Annotated in this window: 15 protein-coding genes; 6 read left to right on the top strand and 9 right to left on the bottom strand. The window is 73.5% G+C overall.

What is annotated here, in order from left to right; genetic code table 11:
* The first annotated feature begins 197 nt into the window (after positions 1-197).
* The gene (locus tag ACNJ93_RS19260) at positions 198-506 is read left to right on the top strand and encodes a chorismate mutase (RefSeq protein WP_418958630.1); all 309 of its coding nucleotides are present in this window, start codon (positions 198-200) and stop codon (positions 504-506) included.
* Between the two features lie 521 nt (positions 507-1,027).
* Positions 1,028-2,089, top strand: a complete 1,062-nt coding sequence (locus tag ACNJ93_RS19255; RefSeq protein ID WP_418958629.1) for a hypothetical protein — start codon at positions 1,028-1,030, stop codon at positions 2,087-2,089.
* Between the two features lie 76 nt (positions 2,090-2,165).
* Here ACNJ93_RS19255 and ACNJ93_RS19250 read toward each other — a convergent pair whose 3' ends face one another.
* From ACNJ93_RS19250 to ACNJ93_RS19225, 6 genes are all read right to left on the bottom strand, one after another.
* A complete protein-coding gene (locus ACNJ93_RS19250) occupies positions 2,166-3,995 on the bottom strand; it encodes a GMC oxidoreductase (protein ID WP_418958628.1) in 1,830 nt (609 codons plus the stop codon).
* A gap of 38 nt (positions 3,996-4,033) precedes the next feature.
* Positions 4,034-5,668 (bottom strand): succinic semialdehyde dehydrogenase, encoded by a 1,635-nt coding sequence (locus ACNJ93_RS19245; protein WP_418958627.1) that lies wholly within the window; start codon positions 5,666-5,668, stop codon positions 4,034-4,036.
* Positions 5,669-5,791: 123 nt separating this feature from the next.
* Positions 5,792-7,429, bottom strand: coding sequence for a serine/threonine-protein kinase (locus tag ACNJ93_RS19240; protein WP_418958626.1), 1,638 nt, complete (start codon positions 7,427-7,429; stop codon positions 5,792-5,794).
* 20 nt (positions 7,430-7,449) lie between these two features.
* On the bottom strand, positions 7,450-9,060 hold the full coding sequence (locus ACNJ93_RS19235; protein ID WP_418958625.1) for a serine/threonine-protein kinase: 1,611 nt from the start codon (positions 9,058-9,060) through the stop codon (positions 7,450-7,452).
* 233 nt (positions 9,061-9,293) lie between these two features.
* Positions 9,294-12,065 (bottom strand): protein kinase, encoded by a 2,772-nt coding sequence (locus ACNJ93_RS19230; RefSeq protein WP_418958624.1) that lies wholly within the window; start codon positions 12,063-12,065, stop codon positions 9,294-9,296.
* Between the two features lie 135 nt (positions 12,066-12,200).
* Entirely contained in the window at positions 12,201-14,327 is a 2,127-nt protein-coding gene (locus ACNJ93_RS19225) for a serine/threonine-protein kinase (RefSeq protein ID WP_418958623.1), read from the bottom strand.
* Between the two features lie 161 nt (positions 14,328-14,488).
* Between ACNJ93_RS19225 and ACNJ93_RS19220 the strand changes: the two genes are divergently transcribed.
* Positions 14,489-15,496 (top strand): serine hydrolase domain-containing protein, encoded by a 1,008-nt coding sequence (locus ACNJ93_RS19220; protein ID WP_418958622.1) that lies wholly within the window; start codon positions 14,489-14,491, stop codon positions 15,494-15,496.
* A gap of 16 nt (positions 15,497-15,512) precedes the next feature.
* On the opposite strand, the gene ACNJ93_RS19215 is transcribed toward ACNJ93_RS19220, so the two are convergent.
* On the bottom strand, positions 15,513-17,219 hold the full coding sequence (locus ACNJ93_RS19215) for a glycerol-3-phosphate dehydrogenase/oxidase (protein WP_418958621.1): 1,707 nt from the start codon (positions 17,217-17,219) through the stop codon (positions 15,513-15,515).
* A 253-nt stretch (positions 17,220-17,472) separates the two neighbouring features.
* Between ACNJ93_RS19215 and ACNJ93_RS19210 the strand changes: the two genes are divergently transcribed.
* The 3 genes from ACNJ93_RS19210 to ACNJ93_RS19200 all read left to right on the top strand — a co-directional run bounded on the left by ACNJ93_RS19210 (position 17,473) and on the right by ACNJ93_RS19200 (position 19,938).
* Positions 17,473-18,714, top strand: coding sequence for a nucleotide sugar dehydrogenase (locus ACNJ93_RS19210; protein ID WP_418958620.1), 1,242 nt, complete (start codon positions 17,473-17,475; stop codon positions 18,712-18,714).
* A 90-nt stretch (positions 18,715-18,804) separates the two neighbouring features.
* The gene (locus tag ACNJ93_RS19205) at positions 18,805-19,299 is read left to right on the top strand and encodes a hypothetical protein (RefSeq protein ID WP_418958619.1); all 495 of its coding nucleotides are present in this window, start codon (positions 18,805-18,807) and stop codon (positions 19,297-19,299) included.
* Positions 19,300-19,488: 189 nt separating this feature from the next.
* A complete protein-coding gene (locus ACNJ93_RS19200; RefSeq protein ID WP_418958618.1) occupies positions 19,489-19,938 on the top strand; it encodes a hypothetical protein in 450 nt (149 codons plus the stop codon).
* A gap of 69 nt (positions 19,939-20,007) precedes the next feature.
* Here ACNJ93_RS19200 and ACNJ93_RS19195 read toward each other — a convergent pair whose 3' ends face one another.
* Complete coding sequence (locus tag ACNJ93_RS19195; protein ID WP_418958617.1) at positions 20,008-21,132, bottom strand: GuaB3 family IMP dehydrogenase-related protein; 1,125 nt, start codon at positions 21,130-21,132, stop codon at positions 20,008-20,010.
* 115 nt (positions 21,133-21,247) lie between these two features.
* Entirely contained in the window at positions 21,248-22,750 is a 1,503-nt protein-coding gene (guaB, locus tag ACNJ93_RS19190) for an IMP dehydrogenase (protein WP_418958616.1), read from the bottom strand.
* Positions 22,751-22,788: the final 38 nt, after the last annotated feature.

The raw sequence follows: 22,788 nt of genomic DNA, 5'->3' as shown, positions 1-22,788 counted from the left end.
ATACTGTCCGCCATGCGCACGCTCACGACCTTCGTCTTTACCTATGGCAACCGGCCCACCGGCTGCCATGGTCGTGCTGCTTGAGCAACTGACAAGCGACTTCCCAGGCGCCCCGGGCCGACAAGGCCCGGGGCGCTCTGCGTTTCACCGGGCCGGACCGCTCGGGGGCAGAACCCCACCACGAGGAGCCCCGAGACATGACGACGCAGACCCAGCCCCAGACGCAGACCGCGACCGAGAAGACCGGCGCCCGCACGGACGAGGCGGCGACCCTGATCGGCGGCGCCCGCGAGCGCATCGACGCGCTCGACGACCGGATCATCGGCCTGATCCAGGAACGGATGGCCGTCTCGGCCGTCATCCAGGAGGCCCGGATCTCCTCCGGCGGCCGCCGGGTGAACCTGGCCCGCGAGATGGAGGTCCTCGGCCACTACCGGGACGCCCTCGGCAAGCCCGGCACCGCGCTCGCGATGACCATGCTGGAGCTGTGCCGGGGCCGCATCTGACCACGCCCGCGGAGGGGCCCCGGGAACGCCCGTGCGGTTCGGGACTCACCCGTACGGCGCGTGACCGGGCCCGCGGCGGCTTCGTTGGTCCCGGTGTCCGTGCCAGCCAGGGGCGGGCCCGAAAAACCACGCGTGGCTTCGCCGGGTCGCGTGACGCACTGCAGGTGCGTCGTGGGACCGCGTCCCGGCGCTCGTGACCGGACCGCAGGGGACAGCAGCCCGGTCACCCAGAAAGGACGGTCGGCTCCGGGGACGCCCGGAGCCGGCCGCATCCGCCCCTACCTCGGCCGTCCCCCACAGTCCCCGCGCCGTCTCCCTCCCGGCGCCCCCGCGAGGCCCCGGTCCGCGTACGTGACACGCGTCACACGCCGACCGGGGCTTTGGCGTACAACCAATCCCGCGGGCCACAGGTCATGCATGCGGAACCAACGGTCCCGCCCGTGGCCGCCACACGGGCGGACCCTCCAGACTTCCGCGCCGTGAGCCCACGGCACGGCCCCCCGCACTGCCCCGAGGATCTGATGAAGCAGCTTCGCCGCGCCCTGGCCGTCGCCGCCGCGACGGCCGTCATCGCGCCCGCCGCCCTTCTGGCGGCCCCGGCCGCGTATGCGACCGATGGCGGCACGACGAGCACCACCACGGACACCCCCACGCCGACGAACGACGACACCACGACGTCGAACGGCACGGACTCCACCCCGGACCAGGACGCCGACGCCCCGGCGGACGACAAGTCCCCCGAGACCACCACCCCGGACGCGGACACCGACGAGAACGCGGACACCACGCCGGACGCCGAGGGCGACAAGAACGGCGACCAGGCCGACACCACGCCGAAGGGCGAGGACAAGCCCGCCACCGGCGAGGACGAGGACAAGGACGAGACCGGCGAGGAGCCGGGCGAGGACGACGAGTTCCCCGAGCCGCCGATCTGCAAGGACGGCGAGCTGGAGCTCAACGTCGCCGGCCTGCCCGGCAAGATCGCCGCGGGCAGCGGCTGGCACACCTTCAGCCTCAACGTCTACAACGGCTCCGAGAAGACCCTCCGCGAGGTGCACTTCTTCGCCGGCGCCGCCGCCGACGACATGGGCGACAAGCTCTTCAAGACCAAGCAGGTCGAGCTCCAGGTCAAGAACGACGACGGCTGGGAGACCCTCGACATGGACGGCGACGCCGTCGGCTACGTCGGCCAGACCGACGAGATCGAGGCGGGCTACGAGGTCGAGATCCCGATGCGCCTGAACGTGAAGGCGAGCGCCCCCGTCGGCGCCGGCTTCACCCTGGGCGCCGGCCTGTACGTCGGCGAGGACGACTGCCTCGGCCAGGGCGACGTCGCCTACAAGTTCCAGATCGTGAAGTCGGGCACGGACACCGACGGCACCAAGCCGCAGGAAGGCGGCAAGGTCCCGGTTCCGGACACCAAGCCCTCCAACGACACCTCCCCGCAGCTGACCGGCACGCTCGCCGAGACCGGCTCCTCCGACGTGCTGCCGGTCATCGGCATCGCCGGTGGTGTGGCCGTCGTCGCCGGTGCGGGCGTCGTGTTCGCGATGCGGCGTCGTAACGGCGGTGCCACCGCCTAAGGGCTCCGGCCCCCACAGACAGAAAGGCGCTGCGCTCGGAGGGGGGCGCAGCGCCTTTCTTGTGCCTACGGCCTGCCTACGGCTTCTTCTTCGGGACCGTCGGCATGCCCAGGAACGGCAGCTTCAGCGCGCCGAAGGCGTCCGCCGGGACGACCGGGGACTTCGGCTCGACCGGAGCGAGCCGGACGTACGCCTCGCTCTGCGCCGGGCGCGGGTCCTCCTCGCCCTTGTTCGGCCAGAACGACATCGCCCGCTCCGCCTGCGCCGTGATGGTCAGCGAGGGGTTGACGCCCAGGTTCGCGGAGACGGCCGCGCCGTCCACGACCGAGATGCCCGGGTGGCCGTACAGCCGGTGGTACGGGTCGATGACGCCCGACTCCGCGTCCGCGCCGATCGGGCAGCCGCCGAGGAAATGGGCGGTCAGCGGGGTGCCCATCAGCTCGCCGACGTTGGAGCCGGCGAAGCCGTTGATCTCCTCGGCCAGCAGGCTCGCCGCCCGGGTCGCCGCCTCGATCTGCGTCGGGTTCGGCGCTCCGTGGCCCTGGCGGGCGGTGAGCAGGCCCTTCCCGAGGCCGCGGGGCTTGCGGTAGGTGGTCAGCGAGTTGTCCAGGGACTGCATCACGAGGCCGATGATGGTCCGCTCCGACCAGCGCCGGTTGGACAGCGAACGGGCCGCGAGCGCGGGGTGCTTGACCAGTTCCAGCAGCCACCGGCGCACCCGGTGGGCGCCGTAGGGCACCTGGAGGATCGTCAGCGCGCCCATCGAGTTGGAGCCCTTGCCGTACCGGACCGGCTCGATGTGGGTGTTCTCGTCCGGGTGGACGGACGAGGTGATGGCGACGCCGCGGGTGAAGTCGGCCTTCGCCTGGCCGTGCTTCTTGCGGTAGCGCCGGTCGGTGGTCTGCGAGCCGACCAGGCCCTCGGAGTTGGTGCGGGTCAGCTCGCCGAGCCGGGCGGAGATCCGGGGCAGCAGACCGGTGTCCTTCATCCGGTGCAGCAGCGTCTGGGTGCCGTACGTGCCGGCGGCGATCACGACCTTTTGCGCGGTGAAGGTGCGGCCCTTGCCCTTCCTGCGGTCGTTCGTCGGCAGCGTCCTGACCGCGTACCCGCCGCGCGAGTCCTCGGTGACGGCGACGACGGAGGTCAGCGGGTGGACGACCGCGCCGGCCTTCTCCGCGAGGTAGAGGTAGTTCTCGTTGAGGGTGTTCTTCGCGCCGTGCCGGCAGCCGGTCATGCACTCGCCGCACTCGGTGCACGCCTTGCGGGAGGGGCCCACGCCGCCGAAGAACGGGTCCGCGACCTCGCCGCCCGGCTTCGCCTTCGCCTCGCCGGTGCCGTCCTTGCCGTCCCCGAAGAACACGCCCACCGGCGCCATGTGGAAGGTGTCGCCGATGCCCATGGCCTGCGCGGTCGCCTTCAGATGGACGTCCGAGGGGGTCATCGTCGGGTTGAGCCGGACGCCCAGCATGCGCTTGGCCTGGTCGTAGTACGGCTTCAGCTCGTCGCGCCAGTCGGTGATGTCCTTCCACTGCGGGTCGTCGAAGAACGGGGCGAGGGGTTCGTACAAGGTGTTGGCGTAATTGAGAGAGCCGCCGCCGACGCCCGCGCCGGCCAGCACCATCACGTTGCCGAGCAGGTGGATGCGCTGGATGCCGTACAGGCCGAGCGCCGGGGCCCACAGGAAGTTCTTCAGGTCCCAGGAGTTCCGGGGCAGTTCCTCGCGGGCGAAGCGGCGGCCGGCCTCCAGGACGCCGACCCGGTAGCCCTTCTCGGTGAGCCGCAGGGCCGTGACCGAGCCGCCGAAGCCGGAGCCGACGACGATCACGTCGTAGTCGTACGCGTCGTGGTCGTACGCGTCGTCTGCCGAGGCAGCGTCCCGGTTCCGGGCAGGGGGTACCGCAGTCATGGCTCTCCTCGAACGAAACGGTGCGGAAAGAAGCGGGGTCAGCGCAGGCGCAGGGCCTTCATCGCCTTCAGCGAGACGCTCATGAACGCGGCGTACTTCTCGTCGTCCATGCCGAAGGACGGCGCCAGCGGGATCAGCCGCTGCTGGGCGACGGTCTGCGCCTCGGTGTACTTGAGGATGCCCTCCGAGCCGTGGCGGCGGCCGAGACCGGAGTCCTTCATGCCGCCCATCGGGGACTGCACGCTGCCGTAGGCCGGGGCGTAGCCCTCGTTGATGTTGACGGTGCCGGTGCGCAGCCGGGCCGCGACGGCGTGGCCGCGCCGCGCGTCCTTCGTCCAGACCGAGGCGTTGAGGCCGTACGCGGTGGCGTTGGCCTGCTCGATCACCTCGTCCTCGTCCGTGAAGCGGTAGATCGAGACGACGGGGCCGAAGGTCTCCTCGGCGCAGACCGCCATGGGCGCCTCGACGCCGTCGAGGATGGTCGGCTCGTAGAACAGCGGGCCGATGTCGGGCCGGGCGACACCGCCGGCGACGAGCGTGGCGCCCTTGGCGACGGCCTCCTCGACGTGCCGGGTGACGGTCTCCAGCTGGCGTTCGCCGACGAGGCAGCCCATGTCCGCCCCGTACGCGAGGGAGTTGCCGAGCCGCATCGCCTTGGTGCGGGCGGCGAAGCGGGCGACGAAGTCGTCGGCGACGGACGCGTGGACGTAGAGGCGCTCGATGGAGATGCAGAGCTGGCCGGCGGAGGAGAAGCAGGCGCGGACGGCGCCGGCGGCGGCCTTCTCCACGTCGGCGTCCTTCAGGACCAGCATGGCGTTCTTGCCGCCGAGCTCCAGGGAGACGCCGACGAGCCGGGCCGCGGCGCCCTGGGCGACCTCGCGGCCGGTGCGGGTGGAGCCGGTGAAGGAGACGTAGTCGGCGTGCTCGACGACGGCCGGGCCGACGACCGGGCCCTCGCCGAGGACGACCTGGAAGACCTCGGCCGGCAGACCCGCCTCGATCAGCAGGTCGCGGGCCCACAGCGCGGTCAGCGCGGTCTCGGTGTCCGGCTTCATGACGACGGCGTTGCCGGAGACGAACGCGGGCAGGGCGTCGCCGACGGAGAGCTCCAGCGGGTAGTTCCAGGGCGCGATCTGGCCGACGACCCCGCGCGGCTGGCGCAGCTCGGTGACCTTGGTGAGGGTCGGAACGACGCCGGTGTGCCGCTTGGGCTTCAGGTACGCGGCGGCGCGGCGGCCGTAGTGCCGCGCGGCGACGGCGACCGCCTGGATCTCCTCGTGGGCGTGCAGCCGGGCCTTGCCGGTCTCCAGCTGGATCAGGTCGAGGACCTCGGCCTGGCGCTCCAGGAGCAGGTCGTGGAAGCGGAGCAGGACGGCCGCGCGGCGGCGGACCGGGGTGGCCGCCCAGACGGACTGGGCGGCGCGGGCCCGGGCGAAGGCCTCGGCGACGTCCTCGGGGGTGGACTCGGGGAGGTCCGCCAGCTTCTCGCCGGTGAACGGCGTGTGGTTGGCGGTGCGGCCGGACCCGACGACGCCCTTGGTGAGCCGGGCCACCAGGTCCGGGGTCACGACGTCGGCGGCCGTGCGCGCGCCGGCCGGGGCGGGGGCGATCGGGTTGGTGCCGGCGGGGACCGGGGCGGTGGTGGCGGTGGCGGTGGCCTGCGAGTCCGTCATGAGGGACGAGGGTAGGCCCCCTCGGGGACTTTGGGTACCCGTCGGTAACACTTTTCGCCAGGCCCTCACAACCGCGCCAGTGTTCGCTGGCACATAACCCCTGATCAGGGGATTGTCGGCGATTCAGCCCTCGGTCGAGGCCGCCGAGAAATCCTCGATCCGCAGTCCCTTCACCACCTCGGCGTAGATCTGCTCACCGTCCGTCGCGGCCTTCCCCTCGGCCGGCATCTTCACCCGCAGGTGCCAGTACGTCTTGCCCTCCCCCGCGATCAGGAGCTCGTGGTACCGGTACCGGACGGGGTCGTCGCCGGTCGCGCTGTACGGCACGTAGTCCACGACCAGCTCGGACGCCTTCCGCCCCTGGTGCTGCACGCCCTTGACGGTGACCTCGGCCTCCTTCATCTCCAGGCCGTTCGTGCCGCCCTTCTCGTACTTGGCCTTCCGGCCCTGGGCGTCCGCCCCCAGGTCGTCGTCCTTGGCCTCCGCGTGCCAGAAGTCGATCTCGAAGACGCCGCTGGGGTCGGCGTACCAGACCGCGCCGTACTGCTCGTCCTGGAAGCGCTTGTACTCCTGCGGCACCGTCACCTCGGCCCGCAGCAGCTCGCGCTCCGGGCGCAGCTGCCAGCCCGGCGGCGGCTCGTCGCCGGCGAACGGGTTCATGATCAGCAGCGTGGCGGCCAGGACCACGGCCAGCAGCCCGCCGAGGAGGCCGAAGCGGGCGCCGCGGCTCTCCGCCAGCACCGGCGGCACCCAGCGGTTGCCCGGCCGCGGCTGCCCGGCGGACGGCTGTCCGGCGAGGGCCTGCCCGGCGACCGTCGGCACGGGGGCGGCCACGGGAACCGGACGGGCCACGGCCTCCAGGACCGCGCGGATCTCCGCCGGCCCCGGCCGCGCCGCCGGGTCCTTGCGCAGCAGCCGCATCACGAGGTCGCCGAAGGCGCCCGGGGCGCGCGCCGGGGACTGCGGCTCGGCGGACAGCACCGCCTGCAGCGTCGCCGGGGTGTTCGTGCGGCGGAACGGCGACATGCCCTCCACCGCCGCGTACAGCACGACGCCCAGCGACCACAGGTCCGACTCCGGCCCCGGCCGCTGCCCCAGCAGCCGCTCCGGCGCGACGAACTCCGGCGAGCCCACGAACGCGCCGGTCTCCGTCAGCCGCTGCTCGCCCTCGATCGTGGCGATGCCGAAGTCGGTGAGCACGACCCGGTCGGCCCGGCCGAGGAGGACGTTGTCCGGCTTCACGTCGCGGTGCAGCACGCCCGCCTCGTGGGCGGCGGTCAGCGCGCCGAGTACCTCCAGGCCGATCCGGGCGGCCTCGCGCGGGTCGAGGGTGCCCTCCTGGAGCCGGTCGGCGAGGGACTGGCCGCGGACCAGCTCCATCACGACCCAGGGGCGGCCGTCCTCGACGACGACGTCGTGCACGGTGACCACGGCCGGGTGGTCGATCCGCGCGGCCGCGCGGGCCTCGCGCTGCATCCGCAGATGGATGTTTCCGCGCTCCTGCTCGGACAGATGGTCCGGCACGCGCGGCTCCTTGACGGCCACCTCGCGGTCGACGACCTCGTCGCGGGCGCGCCACACGGTGCCCATGCCGCCGTGCCCGAGGCGCGCCAGCAGCCGGTACCGCCCGCCGACGGCCGGGCCGGCGCCGGGCTCGTGGTGCGGATGTCGCTGCTGCGCCGGAACCGGCTGCACTGGCGGCCTCGGCGGCTGAAGTCCGTAGCTGGTGGGCTCGTTCATCCGTCCCCCGTTGTCGTTCATGCCGCCATCCTGTCGGAAGCTCACTGCCCTCCGCCCGGCGGCTGCCAGCTTTTCAGGATGTGGTCGAACTGCCGGCGCGTGGTGTCCCAGTCCTCCGCGGGCGAGGACATGTACAGCGCGTACTCCGTGCCGTCGTCGCCGTAGTAGAGCTGGTCGATGGCGCGCCGCGGCCCCGGGTGGGTCTGCCGCTCGGTCCAGGTGAACTCCAGCAGGGCGGCGTACTGCTGGTCGCGGAAGACGTTGTGGGTGAGCCGCACGCGCTGGTAGCGCGCCCGCTTCTTCAGCTGCTTCTCCAGGTCCTTGGCGTGCAGCAGCGGCGTCTCGAAGTCCGGCTCCCGGTCGATGCTGATCCGCAGCAGGTGCCGGGTGTCGTCGGGCGTGTAGTCGACCTGGCCCTGGTGGTTGATCTGCCGCTTCCAGCCCTTGGGGACGAGGATGCTGAAGCCCTCCGGGTCCGTCACGCGGACCCATCCGGCGGGGTCGAGCACGGGGTCGCGCTCCTCGGTGCCCGTCGTGGCGGTCGGGCCGGCGACCTGCTTCTTCTCGCGCTCGCCGGTGCCCTTGCCGTCGCCGTACGACATGGCGGCGAACACCGCGGCGCCCGCGACCAGTCCGGCGACGACCGCCGCGAGCACGACCGTGCGCCACCGGCCGCCGGAGGACGGCCGGCCCTGCGCCGGGACCACCGTGGCCGGGGACTCGGCGGCGGGCGGCGCGGGCTGGCGGAGGGTGACGACCGCGTCGAGCTGGGCCGGGTCGACGCGCTGGGTCGGCACGTACGCCTGCGCCGCCTTCGGCGTCCGGCCCTCCATCGCCTCCAGGAGCATCCGCTCCGCCTCGTCGGCCGACGGCCGGCCGTCCGGGTCCTTGCGCAGCAGGCCCGTGATGACCGGCGCGAGCGGCCCGGCCTTCTCCGGGAACTCCGGCTCCTCGGTGACCACGGCCTGCATGGTGGTGATCGGCGAGTCGCGGCGGAACGGGCTGACGCCCTGCACCGCCGCGTACAGCGTCGCGCCCAGCGACCACAGGTCGGAGGAGGGTCCGGGCGCGCCGCCGCGGACCCGCTCGGGCGCCAGGTAGTCGATGGAGCCGACGAGTTCGCCGGTCCGGGTGATCGTCGAGTCGCCCTCGATCGCGGCGATGCCGAAGTCGGTGAGCAGGACCCGGCCGTCGCGGGCCAGCAGCACGTTGCCGGGCTTGACGTCGCGGTGCAGCACCCCGGCCGCGTGCGCGGCGCGCAGCGCGCCGAGCACGTGCAGGCCGATCCGGGCCGCCTCGCGGGCGTCGAGGGAGCACTCCTTCATCGCGTCGGCGAGGGAGGGGCCGTCGACGTACTGCATGACGATCCACGGGCGGTCGTCGTGCTCCAGGACGTCGTGCACGGTGACCACGCCCGGGTGCGTGATCCGGGCGGCGGCCCGGGCCTCCTTCTGCGTCCGGGCGTGCAGCACGGCCCGGTCGGCCTCGGACACGAACCGACCTGCCGTCAGTTCCTTCACGGCGACGGTGCGGTGCAGCACCTCGTCGTGAGCGCGCCAGACCTTGCCCATGCCGCCGCGCCCGATGGACTCGCTCAGCCGGTACCGACCGGCCAGCAGGAGCCCGGCGCCTGTGCTCTGCGAATGTTCCACGTTCCCCCGCCCGTTCCTTCTCGGATCAGGTTACGGAGGGGGATACGGGGGGCGGAACCTCGGGGCGGGCATAGGAACGACACTGTGACCGGAGGACGGGCCCGGCGCCGGAGGGGGCGGGGGCTCGGCGGCCTCGGTCGGGTGGCGCGCGGCGGGCGTCGCCGGGTCCGGCGGGTGGCGCGCGACGGGCGTCGCCGGCTTCGGCGGGTGGCACGCGACCACCGTCGCCGGGCTCAGCGGGTGGCGCGGTAGGCCTTCACCGCCTGCTCGTAGACCTCGGAGACCTTGTCCCGCTGGGCGTCCGGGCCGATGACCTGGACGACGTGGTAGCGGCCGTCGACGATCAGGGCCAGGTTGCGCACGTACAGGTCCCGGCCCTCGTCGTCCTGCCAGGTGAACTGGCCCTCGGCCATGGCCTGTCGGCCCACGTCGATGCGGCGCAGCCCGGTCGCCCCGGACCAGGAGGAGTCCCGCCACGGCTGGAGCTCGCGCTCGCGGGTGCGCTGGTAGGCCATCGGGTCCGAGCCGTTGGCCTGCACGGTGTCCCGGCCGGGCACGACGAGCAGGGTGAAGTCCCCGCTGGTGAAGCGGACCTGGCCGGCGTCGTTTCGGCCGGAGCGCTTCCAGCCCTTGGCGACGGCGACCTGGAAGCCCTCGCGGTCCTTGTGGAGGGTGTAGCCGGGGGCGAGGTCGGGGGCGGGCTGCTGCGGGGACGGGGGCGCGGCGGTGCGCGACGGCCGGGTGGCCGTGGGCGTGGGCTGCGGCTGAGGGGTCTGCTGGGGCTGCCCGGTCTGCTGCGACGGCTGGGGCTGCTGGGGCGCGGCCCCGCCGGCCTCCTCGCCCTGCCGGGGCATGAAGAGGAAGGCGTACGCGACGGCTCCGCCGAGCAGCAGCAGGACCAGGAGCAACAGGACGCGCCCGAGCGCCCGGGGGCTGCCGGAGGACCTGGGCGGTCTCGGTGCCTTGGGCGTTCTGGGGGGCTTGGGGGCCCTGGGGGCCTTCGGGGTCTTGAGGGGCTTGGCCGCGTACTGCGGCAGCTCCTCGTGGAACTCCTGCTCCTCGGCCCGGAATTCCGCGGCCGCGCGACGGGGCTCCTTGCCCTTCTTGTGCCGGTGGCGGCCGCCGGCCGCGCCGCGCCCCCGCCGCTTGCGGACCAGCTCGCCGCGGCGGCGCACGATCGGCAGCCGCGCCGGGTCGTCGGCCGGCAGCGGGACGACGGCGGCGCCCGCCTCCGGCTCCGGCGCGGACCTGATCAGCGAGCGGAGCCAGCCGCGCAGCTCCTCGAAGTCGGGGCGCTCCGTGGGGTCCTGGCGCAGCAGGGACTCGACGACGGGCCGCAGCGGGCCGCACTCCTCGGCGAACGCCGGCGGCTCGGCGCAGACCAGCTGGACCAGCTCGGCCGCGCTGTCCTCGGGGTACGGGGCATGGCCCTGCACCGCGCGGTAGAGCAGCGCGCCGAGGGCCCACAGGTCGGTGGCGGGGCCGATGGGCGGGGCGAGCTGCCAGTTCTCGTGGACGGGGCCCGCCTGCTCGGGGGCCCAGCGCTCGGTGACGGGGCCGACCAGCGCGATCCGGGCCTGCCGGGCGCGTTCGGCGGCGAGCGGGGTGGCGGGGCCGCGGTAGGCCGGTGGGGGGCCGCCGGCGGCGACCACCTCCTCCCAGCGTCCGGGCAGGCGGTCGGAGGCCGGGTCCGCGCCCCGTGCCGGGAGGCCACCGGCAGGTACGGGCGCGGCGCCGTCGCGGGCGACGTGCGGCCCGTCGCTCCAGGCGCCGGCGAGCATGGCGCGGCCGGGCTCGGGCCCGTAGTCGTCCTCGTCCTCGTCGTCGTCCGCGGTCTGCGCCCACCACTGCGGCTCGGGCGCGCCGTCCGCCGGCGCGGGCCGGCCCGGCGGCCGCACCTCGGCGGCGGGCTCCGGCTGGGCGGGCAGGGCGGCGCGGACCTCGGAGGTCCGCGCGGCGGCGCGCGCACCCGCCCGGTACGCGGCGATCGCCCCGGCCCGGGCGGCCCGCACGTCGGCCGCCGAACTCGGCGGGGCCTGCGGCGACTCGGCCCGTACGGGCTCCAGCGCGCCGGCGTCCGTCCGGCGCGGCGCGGGCAGGAGGGAGCCGTCGTCGGGGGCGCCGGGGGCTGCGGATGCGCCGGGTGCGGTGCCGTCGGTGTCGCGGGCGTCGGGTGCGTACGGGGACTGCGGGGCGTGCGGGGGCACGGGTACGTGCGGGGCCCGTGGGGCGGCCGGGAGGGACCGGTGCTCCGGCTCGGCACCGGCCTCGCGGGTGGGCTGAGGCTCGTAGGCGGGCGGGGGCTCGTAGGCGGGCGGGGCCTCGTAGGCGGGCGGGGCCTCGTAGGCGGGCGGGGCCTCGAAGTCCGGCTCCGCGTCGTGGTCCGCGGTCGGGACCGGGGCGTAGCCGCAGAGGGCCTCCTCGGCGGCGCCGGCGGCCAGGCCGGTGAGGACGACGCGGCCGTCGTCGCAGACCAGGACCGTACGGGTGGTGATGTTCCGGTGCGTCCAGCCGTGGGCGTGGAGCGCGCGCAGCGCGGTGAGGAGGTCGGAGGCGATCTCGGCGGCGCGGTACGGGCTGAGCGGGCGGTGGGCGAGCAGCGCGGCGAGCGGGCGGGCGGGGATCAGCTCGCTGACTATCCAGAGCGAACCGGCCTCGGCGAACACGTCGAAGACCTGGTCGAGCCGGGGGTGGTCGGGGATCTGCGCGGCGGCCTGCGCGGCCTCGATGGCGCGGCGGACCGCCGGATCGTTGGGCCTGCGGGTCGCCCGGCCCTGGGCGAGGCGGCGGGGCGCGCCGCCGTGGCCGTGGCCCGCGCCGTACGCGCCGCCGTCCGCGTCGAGCACCTCCGCGTCGACGACCTCGGGCAGCGGGACCTGGCGGACCAGGACCTCCTGCCCGCTGTACGTGTCGAAGGCCCGGGTCTCGACGAGTTCGTACGCGTCGGAGGGCGGCAACGGCAGGCGGTAACGGTCGGCGAGCACCCTTCCCGCGTAGTCGTCCACGACGCCTCCCCAGCAGCGCGCTGTCCCCCCGGCCCCACAGTCAGTGCGAAACCGTCATATCCGGTCGGGTCCCGTACAGTTCGCGGCACGGCTCGGCTGCGTACGGTCCGCGACCCTCCACGATACGTGGCGTGGTCAGTCCTTGGGGCTGAACGTCGCGAACGCCGTCTCCCGCAGCGTGCGGCACTCGGGACCGTTCCACTCACTCGCCTTGCAGCTGACCATGATCGAGTAGCCGTGCTTGGCGTCCACCTTGAATCCGCGGTTGAGCACGTGCACGCGGATCCCCTGCTGGTTGCGCTCGAACTCCCAGTCGGCGACGGTCGGGTAGCCCTTGTAGGCGACCTTCTTGATGCCGAGGTGCTGGTAGCCGCTGCTGCTCGCGGAGACCGCGCCGACGGCGGCCGCCCAGGCCGCGGCGGCGTCGTCCTTGGGGCTGTCGTTGAAATCGACCTGGACGCGCGGGAAGCCGCCGGAGGCGCTGAATATGCCGCCGGAGTTCTGCCCGGCTATGCCGGTCAGCTTGAAGCCGGCGGGCATGGCCATGGTGAAGTGGAAGCGGGCGTTGGTGACCTGCACATAGCCCGCGGGCAGCTTCGCGCCGCCGCCGGGGGTGCTCGCACCGCCCGACGGGGTGCCGGTCGGCTTCGCGGCGCCGCCGGTGCCCTGCTCGCCGCCGCCCTTCTCGCCGCCCTGCTGGCCCGGGCCGCTCGGCGACTCGTCGGTGCCGGTGCCGCCGGTGGTCGCCCCGGAGGAGGCCACCGTGTCACCGCCCTTGCGGCCCTTGGCCTTGTTCTCGTCGTCGCCGCCGGACACGATGGCGATGATCGTGGCGAGCACGGCCAGGACCGCGACCACGGCGATGATCACCAGCGTCCGGCGCGGGACGACATCGGTGATCGAGGCCCGCACCGGCGTGGACGCCGGCTGCTGCCCCTGCTGCTGCTTCTGCTGCCGCTGCTGCTTCTGCTGGGCGGCCGCCGCGGCCGCCGCGTTCCGTACGGACTTCAGCGCACCGCGCAGCCGCTCGGCCGCCGCGTCGGCGGGCTTCTCCGTCCGCGGCCGCGCCGACGGCTCGGCCGGCGGGACCGGCGGCAGCGGGACGACCCGGGTGGCCTCCGGCGACGGCTCGGCGACGGGCGCGGCGAGCACCGCTTCGAGCAGGGCGCGGGCGCCGGCGTCGTCCAGGCGCTGCGCCGGGTCCTTGGCGAGCAGGCCGTAGATGACCTTCTCCAGCTCGGGGCCCGCGTTCTTCGGCGGGTCGACCGGCTCGGTCATCACCGCGGTGAGCGTCGCGATGGCGGAACCCTTGTCGTACGGCGGGCTCCCCTCGACGCACGCGTACAGCAGTCCGCCCAGCGACCACAGGTCGGCGGCCGGGCCGGGCTTGTGGCCGCGGGCGCGCTCCGGCGAGATGTACGAAGGCGCGCCGACGAGCATGCCGGTGGAGGTGATCGAGGGGTCGCCCTCGACCTGCGCGATGCCGAAGTCGGTGAGCACGACCCGGCCGTCCTCGGCGATCAGCACGTTGGAGGGCTTCACGTCGCGGTGCAGGATGCCCTCGCGGTGCGCGGAGCGCAGCACGTCGAGGATGGCGAGCCCGACTTCGGCGGCCCGGCGCGGGGTGAGCGTGCCGTCCTCGCGGATGGCGTCGGCGAGGGACTTGCCCTCGACGAGCTCCATCACGATCCACGGCCGGTCGTCCTCGTCGACCACGTCGAAGACCGTCACCGCGCCGTTGTTGCGGACCCGGGCGATCGCCTTGGCCTCGCGCAGCGTACGGGTGATGAGCCGGCGCTTCTCGTCCTCGTCGATGCTGTTGGGGAACCGGAGTTCCTTGACCGCGACGGTCCGGCCGAGCGTCTCGTCGACGGCCCGCCACACCGTGCCCATGCCACCCCGGCCGAGCACCTTGCCCAGCCGGTACCGGCCCGACAGCAGCCGTCCCTCGGTCGTCGGCGCGGGCACCTTCCCGAAGGACCCGCCCTTGCCGCCGGCCGCGGCCGGAGCGGCGGAGCCGTCCTCGCTCGGCGTCTTCGTCAGCCCGACCGTCCCGGCGTCCTTCGGACCCTTGGCCCCGGCTCCGGTCTCCGCCTCGGCCTTGCCCTGTTCCGCGTCCGCGTCGGCCTTCGCGCCTGCGGGTTCGTCAGGGACGGACTCGTCCTTGCGCTCCCCCTCGCGCGCCGCCGGAACCACACCCCGGTTGTCGTCGGTCCCGACACCTTCCGGCGCCGTGCTCCGCGACTGCTCCGCCTCCGACATGCGTCCCCTCTGCGATCCCTCGTCCTCGCCCGCGTCCGCCGCGTCCCGCTGTGATGCGGTAACCCGCCCCGGAAGACAGCCCATTGTCCCTCACACCGGGACCGGTACCGCTCCGGGGTCCGCACTCCGGAATCATGGCCCGGGACGAAGGGAATCCCACCATGCCACCGGTCGGCAGCCGACTCGCCTCGCTCGCCCTCGCGGCCTTGCTCGGGCTGGCCCCGGCGTCCCTCGCCGCCGAACCGACTCCTCCCGTCCTGGCCCGGTTCGTCACCGAGGGCGGCGTCCCCGCCGCGGCCGCGCTGGTGACCGCACCCGGCGTCCCGGACCGGTTCACGGCGGCCGGCGCGCCCGCCGTCGGCCGGGACGAACGCTTCCGGGCCGGCAGCCTCACCAAGACCTTCGTCGCCACCGTCGTCCTCCAGCTCGCCGCCGAGGGCCGGCTGCGCCTGGACGACCCGGTCCGCTCCCGGCTCGGCGACCCGGTCCCCGGCCGGCCGCTCGACCCCCGCGTCACCGTCCGCACCCTGCTCACCCACACCAGCGGTCTGTACGACTACGTCCGCGCCGGCGCCTCCCCTCCGCCCACCACCCCGGCCGCGGCGCTGCGGACCGCTCTGGCCCACGCCCCCGGCCCGGTGGGCTCGTTCGCGTACTCCAACACCAACTACGTCCTGCTCGGCCTGCTCGTCGAGCGCGTCACCGGCCGCCCCTACGCCGTCGAGGCGGACCGCCGCATCCTCAGCCCCCTTTCCCTGACCGGCACCTCCTTCCCCGGCGCCCGTCGCACCCTGCCCGCCCCGCACCGTCCGGGCGAACCCCTCCTCGACCCCCGGACCGCCGGCGCGGCCGGCGAACTGGTGTCGACCCTCGACGACCTGAGCCGCTTCTACTCCGCCCTGCTCGGCGGCCGGCTGCTGCCGCCCGCCCAACTGCGCGAGCTGCTCGACACCTCGGCCACCGGCGGCCGCTACGGGATGGCCGTCCAGCCCCTGCGCCTCTCGTGCGGGCTCACCGTCTGGGGGCACAACGGCCGGATCACCGGCAGCGCCGTCCGCGCCGCGGTCACCGCCGACGGCCGCCGCACCCTGGTCTTCCGGGTCACCACCGACCGCCAGGTCGGCCGTGGACTCCAACGCGCCCTGCTGGACTCCGCGTTCTGCCCCTGAACCGCCCGACCCGCCGTCAGATCGGGACGATGTCCGGCGCCCCCAGGCGGGCCGCGTCCGCCGTCAGGTCGTCCGGCTGGCGCTGCGACTCCCGCTCCGCCTCCACCCGCTTCTCGTAGTGCTCGACCTCCTTCTCGATCTGACGCTCGTCCCAGCCGAGCACCGGCGCCATCAGCTCGGCGCACTCCCGCGCGCTGCGCGTTCCCCGGTCGAAGGTCTCGATGGAGATCCTCGTCCGCCGGGTCAGCACGTCGTCCAGGTGCCGCGCCCCCTCGTGCGAGGCGGCGTACACGATCTCCGCCCGCAGATAGTCGTCCGCCGCCGCCAGCGGTTCGCCGAGGCTCGGGTCGGCGGTGATGAGGTCGAGCAGTTCCTCCGTCAACGAGCCGTAGCGGTTGAGCAGATGCTCGACCCGGACGACGTGCAGCCCGTGCCGGGCGGCGATTCTCGCCCGCGCGTTCCACAGCGCCCGGTAGCCCTCCGCACCGAGCAGCGGCACGTCCTCCGTGACGCAGGCCGCGACTCGCATGTCGAGGCCGTGCACCGCCTCGTCCACCGCGTCCTTCGCCATGACCCGGTACGTCGTGTACTTGCCTCCGGCGACCACCACGAGCCCGGGCACCGGGTGGGCGACGGTGTGCTCGCGCGAGAGCAGGCTCGTGGCGTCCGACTCCCCGGCGAGCAGGGGCCGCAGCCCGGCGTACACGCCCTGGACGTCGTCCCGGGTCAGCGGCACCGCCAGCACGCTGTTGACGTGCTCCAGCAGATAGTCGATGTCGGCGCTGGAGGCCGCCGGATGGGCCTTGTCCAGGTCCCAGTCGGTGTCCGTGGTGCCCACGATCCAGTGCCGGCCCCAGGGGATCACGAACAGCACGGACTTCTCGGTCCGCAGGATCAGCCCGGTGTTCGAGTGGATCCGGTCCTTGGGCACCACCAGGTGGATGCCCTTCGACGCGCGTACATGGAACTGCCCCCGTTCTGCGATGAGCGCCTGGGTGTCGTCCGTCCACACCCCGGTCGCGTTGACGATCTGCCGGGCGCGGATCTCGTACTCCGCTCCGGCCTCGACGTCCTGCACGCGGGCCCCGACCACCCGCTCGCCCTCGCGCAGGAAGCCGATCACCCTGGCCCGGCTGGCGACCTTCGTCCCGTAGCTCGCCGCCGTGCGCACCAGCGTGGCGACGAAGCGGGCGTCGTCCATCTGGGCGTCGTAGTACTGCAGGGCGCCCACCAGGGCGTCCTTCTTCAGGCAGGGCGCCACCCGCAGCGCGTGCCGGCGGCTGAGGTGGCGGTGCACCGGCAGGCCGCGGCCGTGCCCCGAGGAGACCGACATCGCGTCGTACAACGCGACGCCGGAGCCCGCGTAGAACCGCTCCCAGCCCTTGTGCTGCAGCGGATAGAGGAACGGCACCGGCTTGACCAGGTGCGGCGCGAGCCGTTCCAGGAGGAGTCCGCGCTCCTTCAGCGCCTCCCGCACGAGCGCGAAGTCGAGCATCTCCAGGTAGCGCAGTCCGCCGTGGATCAGCTTGCTCGACCGGCTGGACGTGCCGGACGCCCAGTCGCGAGCCTCGACGAGGCCGGTCGCCAGTCCGCGCGTGGCCGCGTCGAGCGCCGTGCCCGCGCCGACCACCCCGGCGCCCACGACCAGCACGTCCAGCTCGCGCTCGGCCATGGCCGCGAGCGCTTCGGCGCGCTCCGCCGGTCCCAGTGTCGCTGTCCTCACCGCTGCCTCCCGTCGTCCCCCGTGACCCCCGCGAGGTCGCCCGTGTGGTCGGGCTCACAGTCGATTCTGTCCCGGCCCTCCGACTTCAGCCACCGCCCGTCACGTTCTGTGGATAACACTCGGCGAACTTCGACCCCGCAATGCCACATATCGGTCATATTTACGCCTAGTCTGACATTGCACTCGCCCCGTTCTGTCCACAGGGCTTGCGCACCGCGTCCCCTCCGGCTACTGGGAAGGACGGCCCACCTCCATGCCCGCTGATCTCGCCGTCATCGGCCTCGGCCACCACGGACTCCCCCTCGCCCAGGCCGCCATCGCCGCCGGCATCGACACCATCGGCTTCGACACCGACCCGCGCGCCGTCGCCGAACTCGCCGCCGGCCGCCCACCCGTCGACGGCTCCCTGACCGCCTCGGAGATCCGCCGGATGCTCTCGGGGGGCTTCCGGCCGACCACCCAGCCCGCCGAACTCGGCCGCGTCCGCACCGCCGTCATCTGCGCCCCCACCCCGCCCGGCGCCGACCGCGCCCTCGACCTCACCGCCGTCACCGACGCCGCCCGCGCCCTCGCCGCCCGGCTCCGCCCGCACACCACCGTCCTGCTCGAATCACCCGTCCCGCCCGGCACCACCGAAGGACACCTGCGCGACCTCCTCGAAGCCGGCTCCGGGCTGCGCGCGGGCCGCGACTTCCACCTCGCGTACTCCCCCGACCGGCTCGACCCCGGCCGCCGCACCCACGGCTACACCGGCACCCCGAAGGTCATCGGCGGGCTCACCCCCGCCTGCACGGAGTCCGCCGCCGCCTTCTACGGCCGCCTCACCGACAAGGTCGTCCGCGCCCGCGGCCCGCGCGAGGCGGAGACCGTCAAGCTCCTGGAGACCAACTTCCGGCACGTCAACATCGCGCTGGTCAACGAGATGGCGGTGCTCTGCCACGAGATCGGCGTCGACCTGTGGGACGTCATCCGCTGCGCCGAGACCAAGCCGTTCGGCTTCCAGGCCTTCCGCCCCGGGCCCGGCGTCGGCGGCCACGGCGTCCCCGTCGACACCCTCGGCGCGCACCGGCCGCTGCGCATGGTGGAGCTGGCGAGCCAGGTCAACGAGCGGATGCCGCAGTACGTCGTCCAGCGCTGCACCACGCTCCTCAACGAGCACGGCAAGTCCGCCCGCGGCGCCCGGGTCCTGCTGCTCGGCGTCACGTACAAGCCGGACCTCGCCGACCGCCAGGCGGCCCCCGCCGCGGAGATCGCGCGGCGCCTGATGGACCTGGGCGCGGCGGTCAGCTTCCACGACCCGCACGTCCTGGACTGGCGGGTGCGCGACCTGCCCGTCCCGCGCGCCGACTCCCTCTACGAGGCCGCCTCCGACGCCGATCTGACGGTCCTGCTGCAGCACCACCGCACGTACGACCTCCAGGGCCTGGCGGTGAAGGCCCAGCTCCTCCTCGACACCCGCGGCGCGACCCCCGCGGGCGCGGCGCACCGGCTGTGAGAATCCCGGCGACGGCTGTCGGAGCGGACTGCTAGTCTCCGGCCCTCTCGCTCGCACACCCGTGCGCACACCTCCAGGGGGATCCCCAGCATGTCCCAGCCCGTTCCGCCGCCCGGCAACCCGTTCGCCGACGGCGCCGCACCCGCTCCCGCGCCCTACCCCGCCCCGCCGGTCCCGGCCCGCTCCCACCTCGGGCTCGGCATCGCGGCGGCCCTGGTCGCCGCGCTCGTCGCCGGCATCGTCTACGGGGTCATCGCCGGCGAGATCGAGCGGGAGATCGGCTGGGCCGCCATCGGCGTCGGCTTCCTCGCGGGCTTCGCGGCCGGCAAGGCGGGCGGCGGACCGAACCGGATCCTCCAGGTGGCCGCCGCCGTGTTCTCCCTCGGCGGTGTCTACCTCGGGCAGCTCGTCGCCCTCGCGCTGATCGCGGGGAAGGAGCTGAAGATGCCGTTCATGGAGGTGTTCTTCCAGAACTTCGACGTACTGGTCCAGGCGTGGAACGAGGGCAAGGACATCATGACGATCCTCTTCTTCGTGCTCGCCGGCGTCGGCGCGTTCGCCGGTGTCCGCAAGGCGGACGGGTAGCCCGGACGGCACAGGGCGGACGCACGCCGTCCGGTCCGAGCCCCGTACCCCCCGGGTGCGGGGCTTCCGTGTGTGACGGACCGCGCCGGCCCGGGGCGCGAATCCCCGGCCCGGCCGCCGAACGGACTGCTAATCTCCGGGCTTTCACGCTCGCACGTGCGTTCAAACGTCCCGGGGGGATTCCACAGCATGTCCCAGCACTTCCCGCACCTGCCCGACCCCGAGCCCGAGCGGGACAGCCCCGCGCTCGGCCTCCTGGCGGCGGTGATCGTGGCGCTCATCGGCGGGGTGGTGTACGGCGTGTTCGGCGGTGAGTTCCGGATCGAGATCGGCTGGGGCGCCGTGGGGCTCGGCTTCCTCACCGGCTACCTGGCGGGCAAGGCGGGCGGCGCCAACCCGCTGCTGCAGGCGGCCGCCGCGGTGTTCTCGATCGGCGGCGTCTACCTCGGCGAGCTCGTCATCGCCGCCGTCATCAACAGCCAGGACCTGAACATCTCGCTCACCCGGATGTTCCTCGACCACTCCGCCCTCATCGAGGAGACCTGGGACCTCGCCTTCCGGGACAAGTACACGGTTCTGTTCTTCGCCCTCGCCGCCGCCGGCGCCGTCGCGGGCGTCCGCAAGGGCGGTGCCCGCTAGGCCGGGCGTGAACGACGGGAGGCCCCGCACCCGGACCGGGTGCGGGGCCTCCCCCGTACGCGCGAGGCGTCAGCGGCGGTGCTGCGAGTCCGCGACGGTGACCTCGACCCGCTGGAACTCCTTGAGCTCGCTGTAGCCCGTGGTCGCCATGGCCCGGCGCAGCGCGCCGAAGAAGTTCATCGAACCGTCCGGCGTGTGCGAGGGGCCCGCCAGGACCTCCTCGGTGGTGCCGACGATGCCCAGGTCGACGAGCTTGCCGCGCGGCACGTCCTCGTGGACGGCCTCCATGCCCCAGTGCCGGCCCCGGCCGGGGGCGTCGGTGGCGCGCGCCAACGGGGAGCCGATCATCACGGCGTCCGCGCCGCAGGCGATGGCCTTCGGCAGGTCGCCCGACCAGCCCACGCCGCCGTCCGCGATGACGTGCACGTACCGGCCGCCGGACTCGTCCATGTAGTCGCGGCGCGCCGCGGCCACGTCCGCGACGGCGGTCGCCATCGGGACCTGGATGCCCAGCACGTTGCGCGTGGTGTGCGCGGCGCCGCCGCCGAAGCCGACGAGGACGCCCGCCGCGCCCGTGCGCATCAGGTGCAGGGCGGCGGTGTACGTGGCGCAGCCGCCGACGATGACCGGGACGTCCAGCTCGTAGATGAACTGCTTGAGGTTCAGCGGCTCGGCCGCGCCGGAGACGTGCTCGGCGGAGACGGTGGTGCCGCGGATCACGAAGATGTCCACACCGGCGTCGACGACGGCCTTGGAGAACTGCGCGGTGCGCTGCGGGGAGAGCGCGGCGGCGGTGACCACACCCGAGTCGCGCACCTCCTTGATGCGCTGCCCGATCAGCTCCTCCTTGATCGGAGCGGCGTAGATCTCCTGGAGGCGGCGGGTCGCGGTGGCCGGGTCCAGCTCGGCGATCTCGTCGAGCAGCGGCTGCGGGTCCTCGTACCGGGTCCACAGACCCTCGAGGTTCAGCACGCCGAGGCCGCCGAGCTCGCCGATGCGGATGGCGGTCTGCGGCGACACGACCGAGTCCATCGGCGCGGCCAGGAAGGGCAGCTCGAACCGGTAGGCGTCGATCTGCCAGGCGATCGAGACCTCCTTCGGGTCCCGGGTGCGCCGGCTCGGTACGACGGCGATGTCGTCGAACGCGTACGCCCTGCGGCCGCGCTTGCCGCGCCCGATCTCGATCTCAGTCACGATGTGTGGCCTTTCCTTCTACGTATGCGCCTACCAGTATCCCCGACAGGCGCCGGAGGGGCGGTTCCGGCCGCATGCCGGAACCGCCCCTCACCCGTGCGCGGGCTACGGCCGGCTACTTCCGGCTGTAGTTCGGCGCCTCGACCGTCATCTGGATGTCGTGCGGGTGGCTCTCCTTGAGGCCCGCCGAGGTGATCCGGACGAAGCGGCCCTTGGTCTCCATCTCCTCGATGGTGGCGGCGCCGACGTAACCCATGGTCTGGCGCAGACCGCCGACGAGCTGGTGCAGCACGTTGGAGAGGGGACCGCGGTAGGGCACCTGGCCCTCGACGCCCTCGGGGACGAGCTTGTCGTCGGAGGCGACCTCGGCCTGGAAGTAGCGGTCCTTGGAGTAGGACCGGCCCTGGCCGCGGGACTGCATGGCGCCGAGCGAGCCCATGCCGCGGTACGACTTGAACTGCTTGCCGTTGATGAAGAGCAGCTCGCCCGGGGACTCCTCGCAGCCGGCGAGCAGGCTGCCCAGCATCACCGTGTCGGCGCCGGCGGCCAGCGCCTTGCCGATGTCGCCGGAGTACTGCAGGCCGCCGTCGCCGATCAGCGGGATGCCCGCCGGGCGGGCCGCGAGCGAGGCCTCGTAGATGGCGGTGACCTGCGGAACGCCGATGCCGGCGACCACGCGGGTGGTGCAGATCGAGCCGGGGCCGACGCCGACCTTGATGCCGTCCACACCGGCGTCGATCAGCGCCTGGGCGCCGTCACGGGTGGCGACGTTGCCGCCGATCACGTCGACGTTCACGCTCGACTTGATCTTCGACATCCAGCTGAGGGCGTTGCTGTTGTGGCCGTGCGAGGTGTCGACGACCAGGAAGTCCACGCCCGCCTCGGCCAGGCCCTGGGCGCGCTCCATCGCCTCGGGGCTGGCGCCGACGGCGGCACCGACGAGCAGCCGGCCCTCGGAGTCCTTGGCGGCGTTCGGGTACTGCTCCGCCTTGACGAAGTCCTTGACCGTGATGAGGCCCTTGAGGATGCCCGCGTCGTCGACCAGCGGCAGCTTCTCGATCTTGTGGCGCCGGAGCAGCTCCATGGCGTCCGGACCGGAGATGCCGACCTTGCCGGTGACCAGCGGCATCGGGGTCATGACCTCGCGCACCTGACGGGAGCGGTCGGTCTCGAAGGCCATGTCACGGTTGGTGACGATGCCGAGCAGCTTGCCGTTGCCGTCGGTGACCGGCACACCGCTGATGCGGAACTTGGCGCACAGGGCGTCGGCCTCCGCGAGCGTGGCCTCCGGGTGCACGGTGATCGGGTCGGTGACCATGCCGGACTCGGAACGCTTCACGAGGTCGACCTGGTTGACCTGGTCCTCGATGGACAGGTTGCGGTGCAGCACGCCGACGCCGCCCAGGCGGGCCATGGCGATGGCCATGCGGGACTCGGTCACCTTGTCCATCGCCGCGGAGAGCAGCGGAATGTTCACCCGGACGTTGCGGGAGATGCGGGACGAGGTGTCGACCGCGTTCGGGAGCACCTCCGACGCGCCCGGCAGCAGCAGCACATCGTCGTAGGTCAGCCCGAGTGTCGCGAATTTGTCGGGCACTCCGTCGACGTTGGCAGTCATGACACCTTCCCAAATGGCCTTGATCGGTGCGGGATGTC

Origin of the sequence: Streptomyces tritici (assembly GCF_048500665.1) — a bacterium.
Classification (GTDB): Bacteria; Actinomycetota; Actinomycetes; order Streptomycetales; family Streptomycetaceae; genus Streptomyces; species Streptomyces tritici.
Note: the sequence above shows the minus strand (reverse complement) of the source record. Positions and strands in the feature narration are given on the sequence as shown.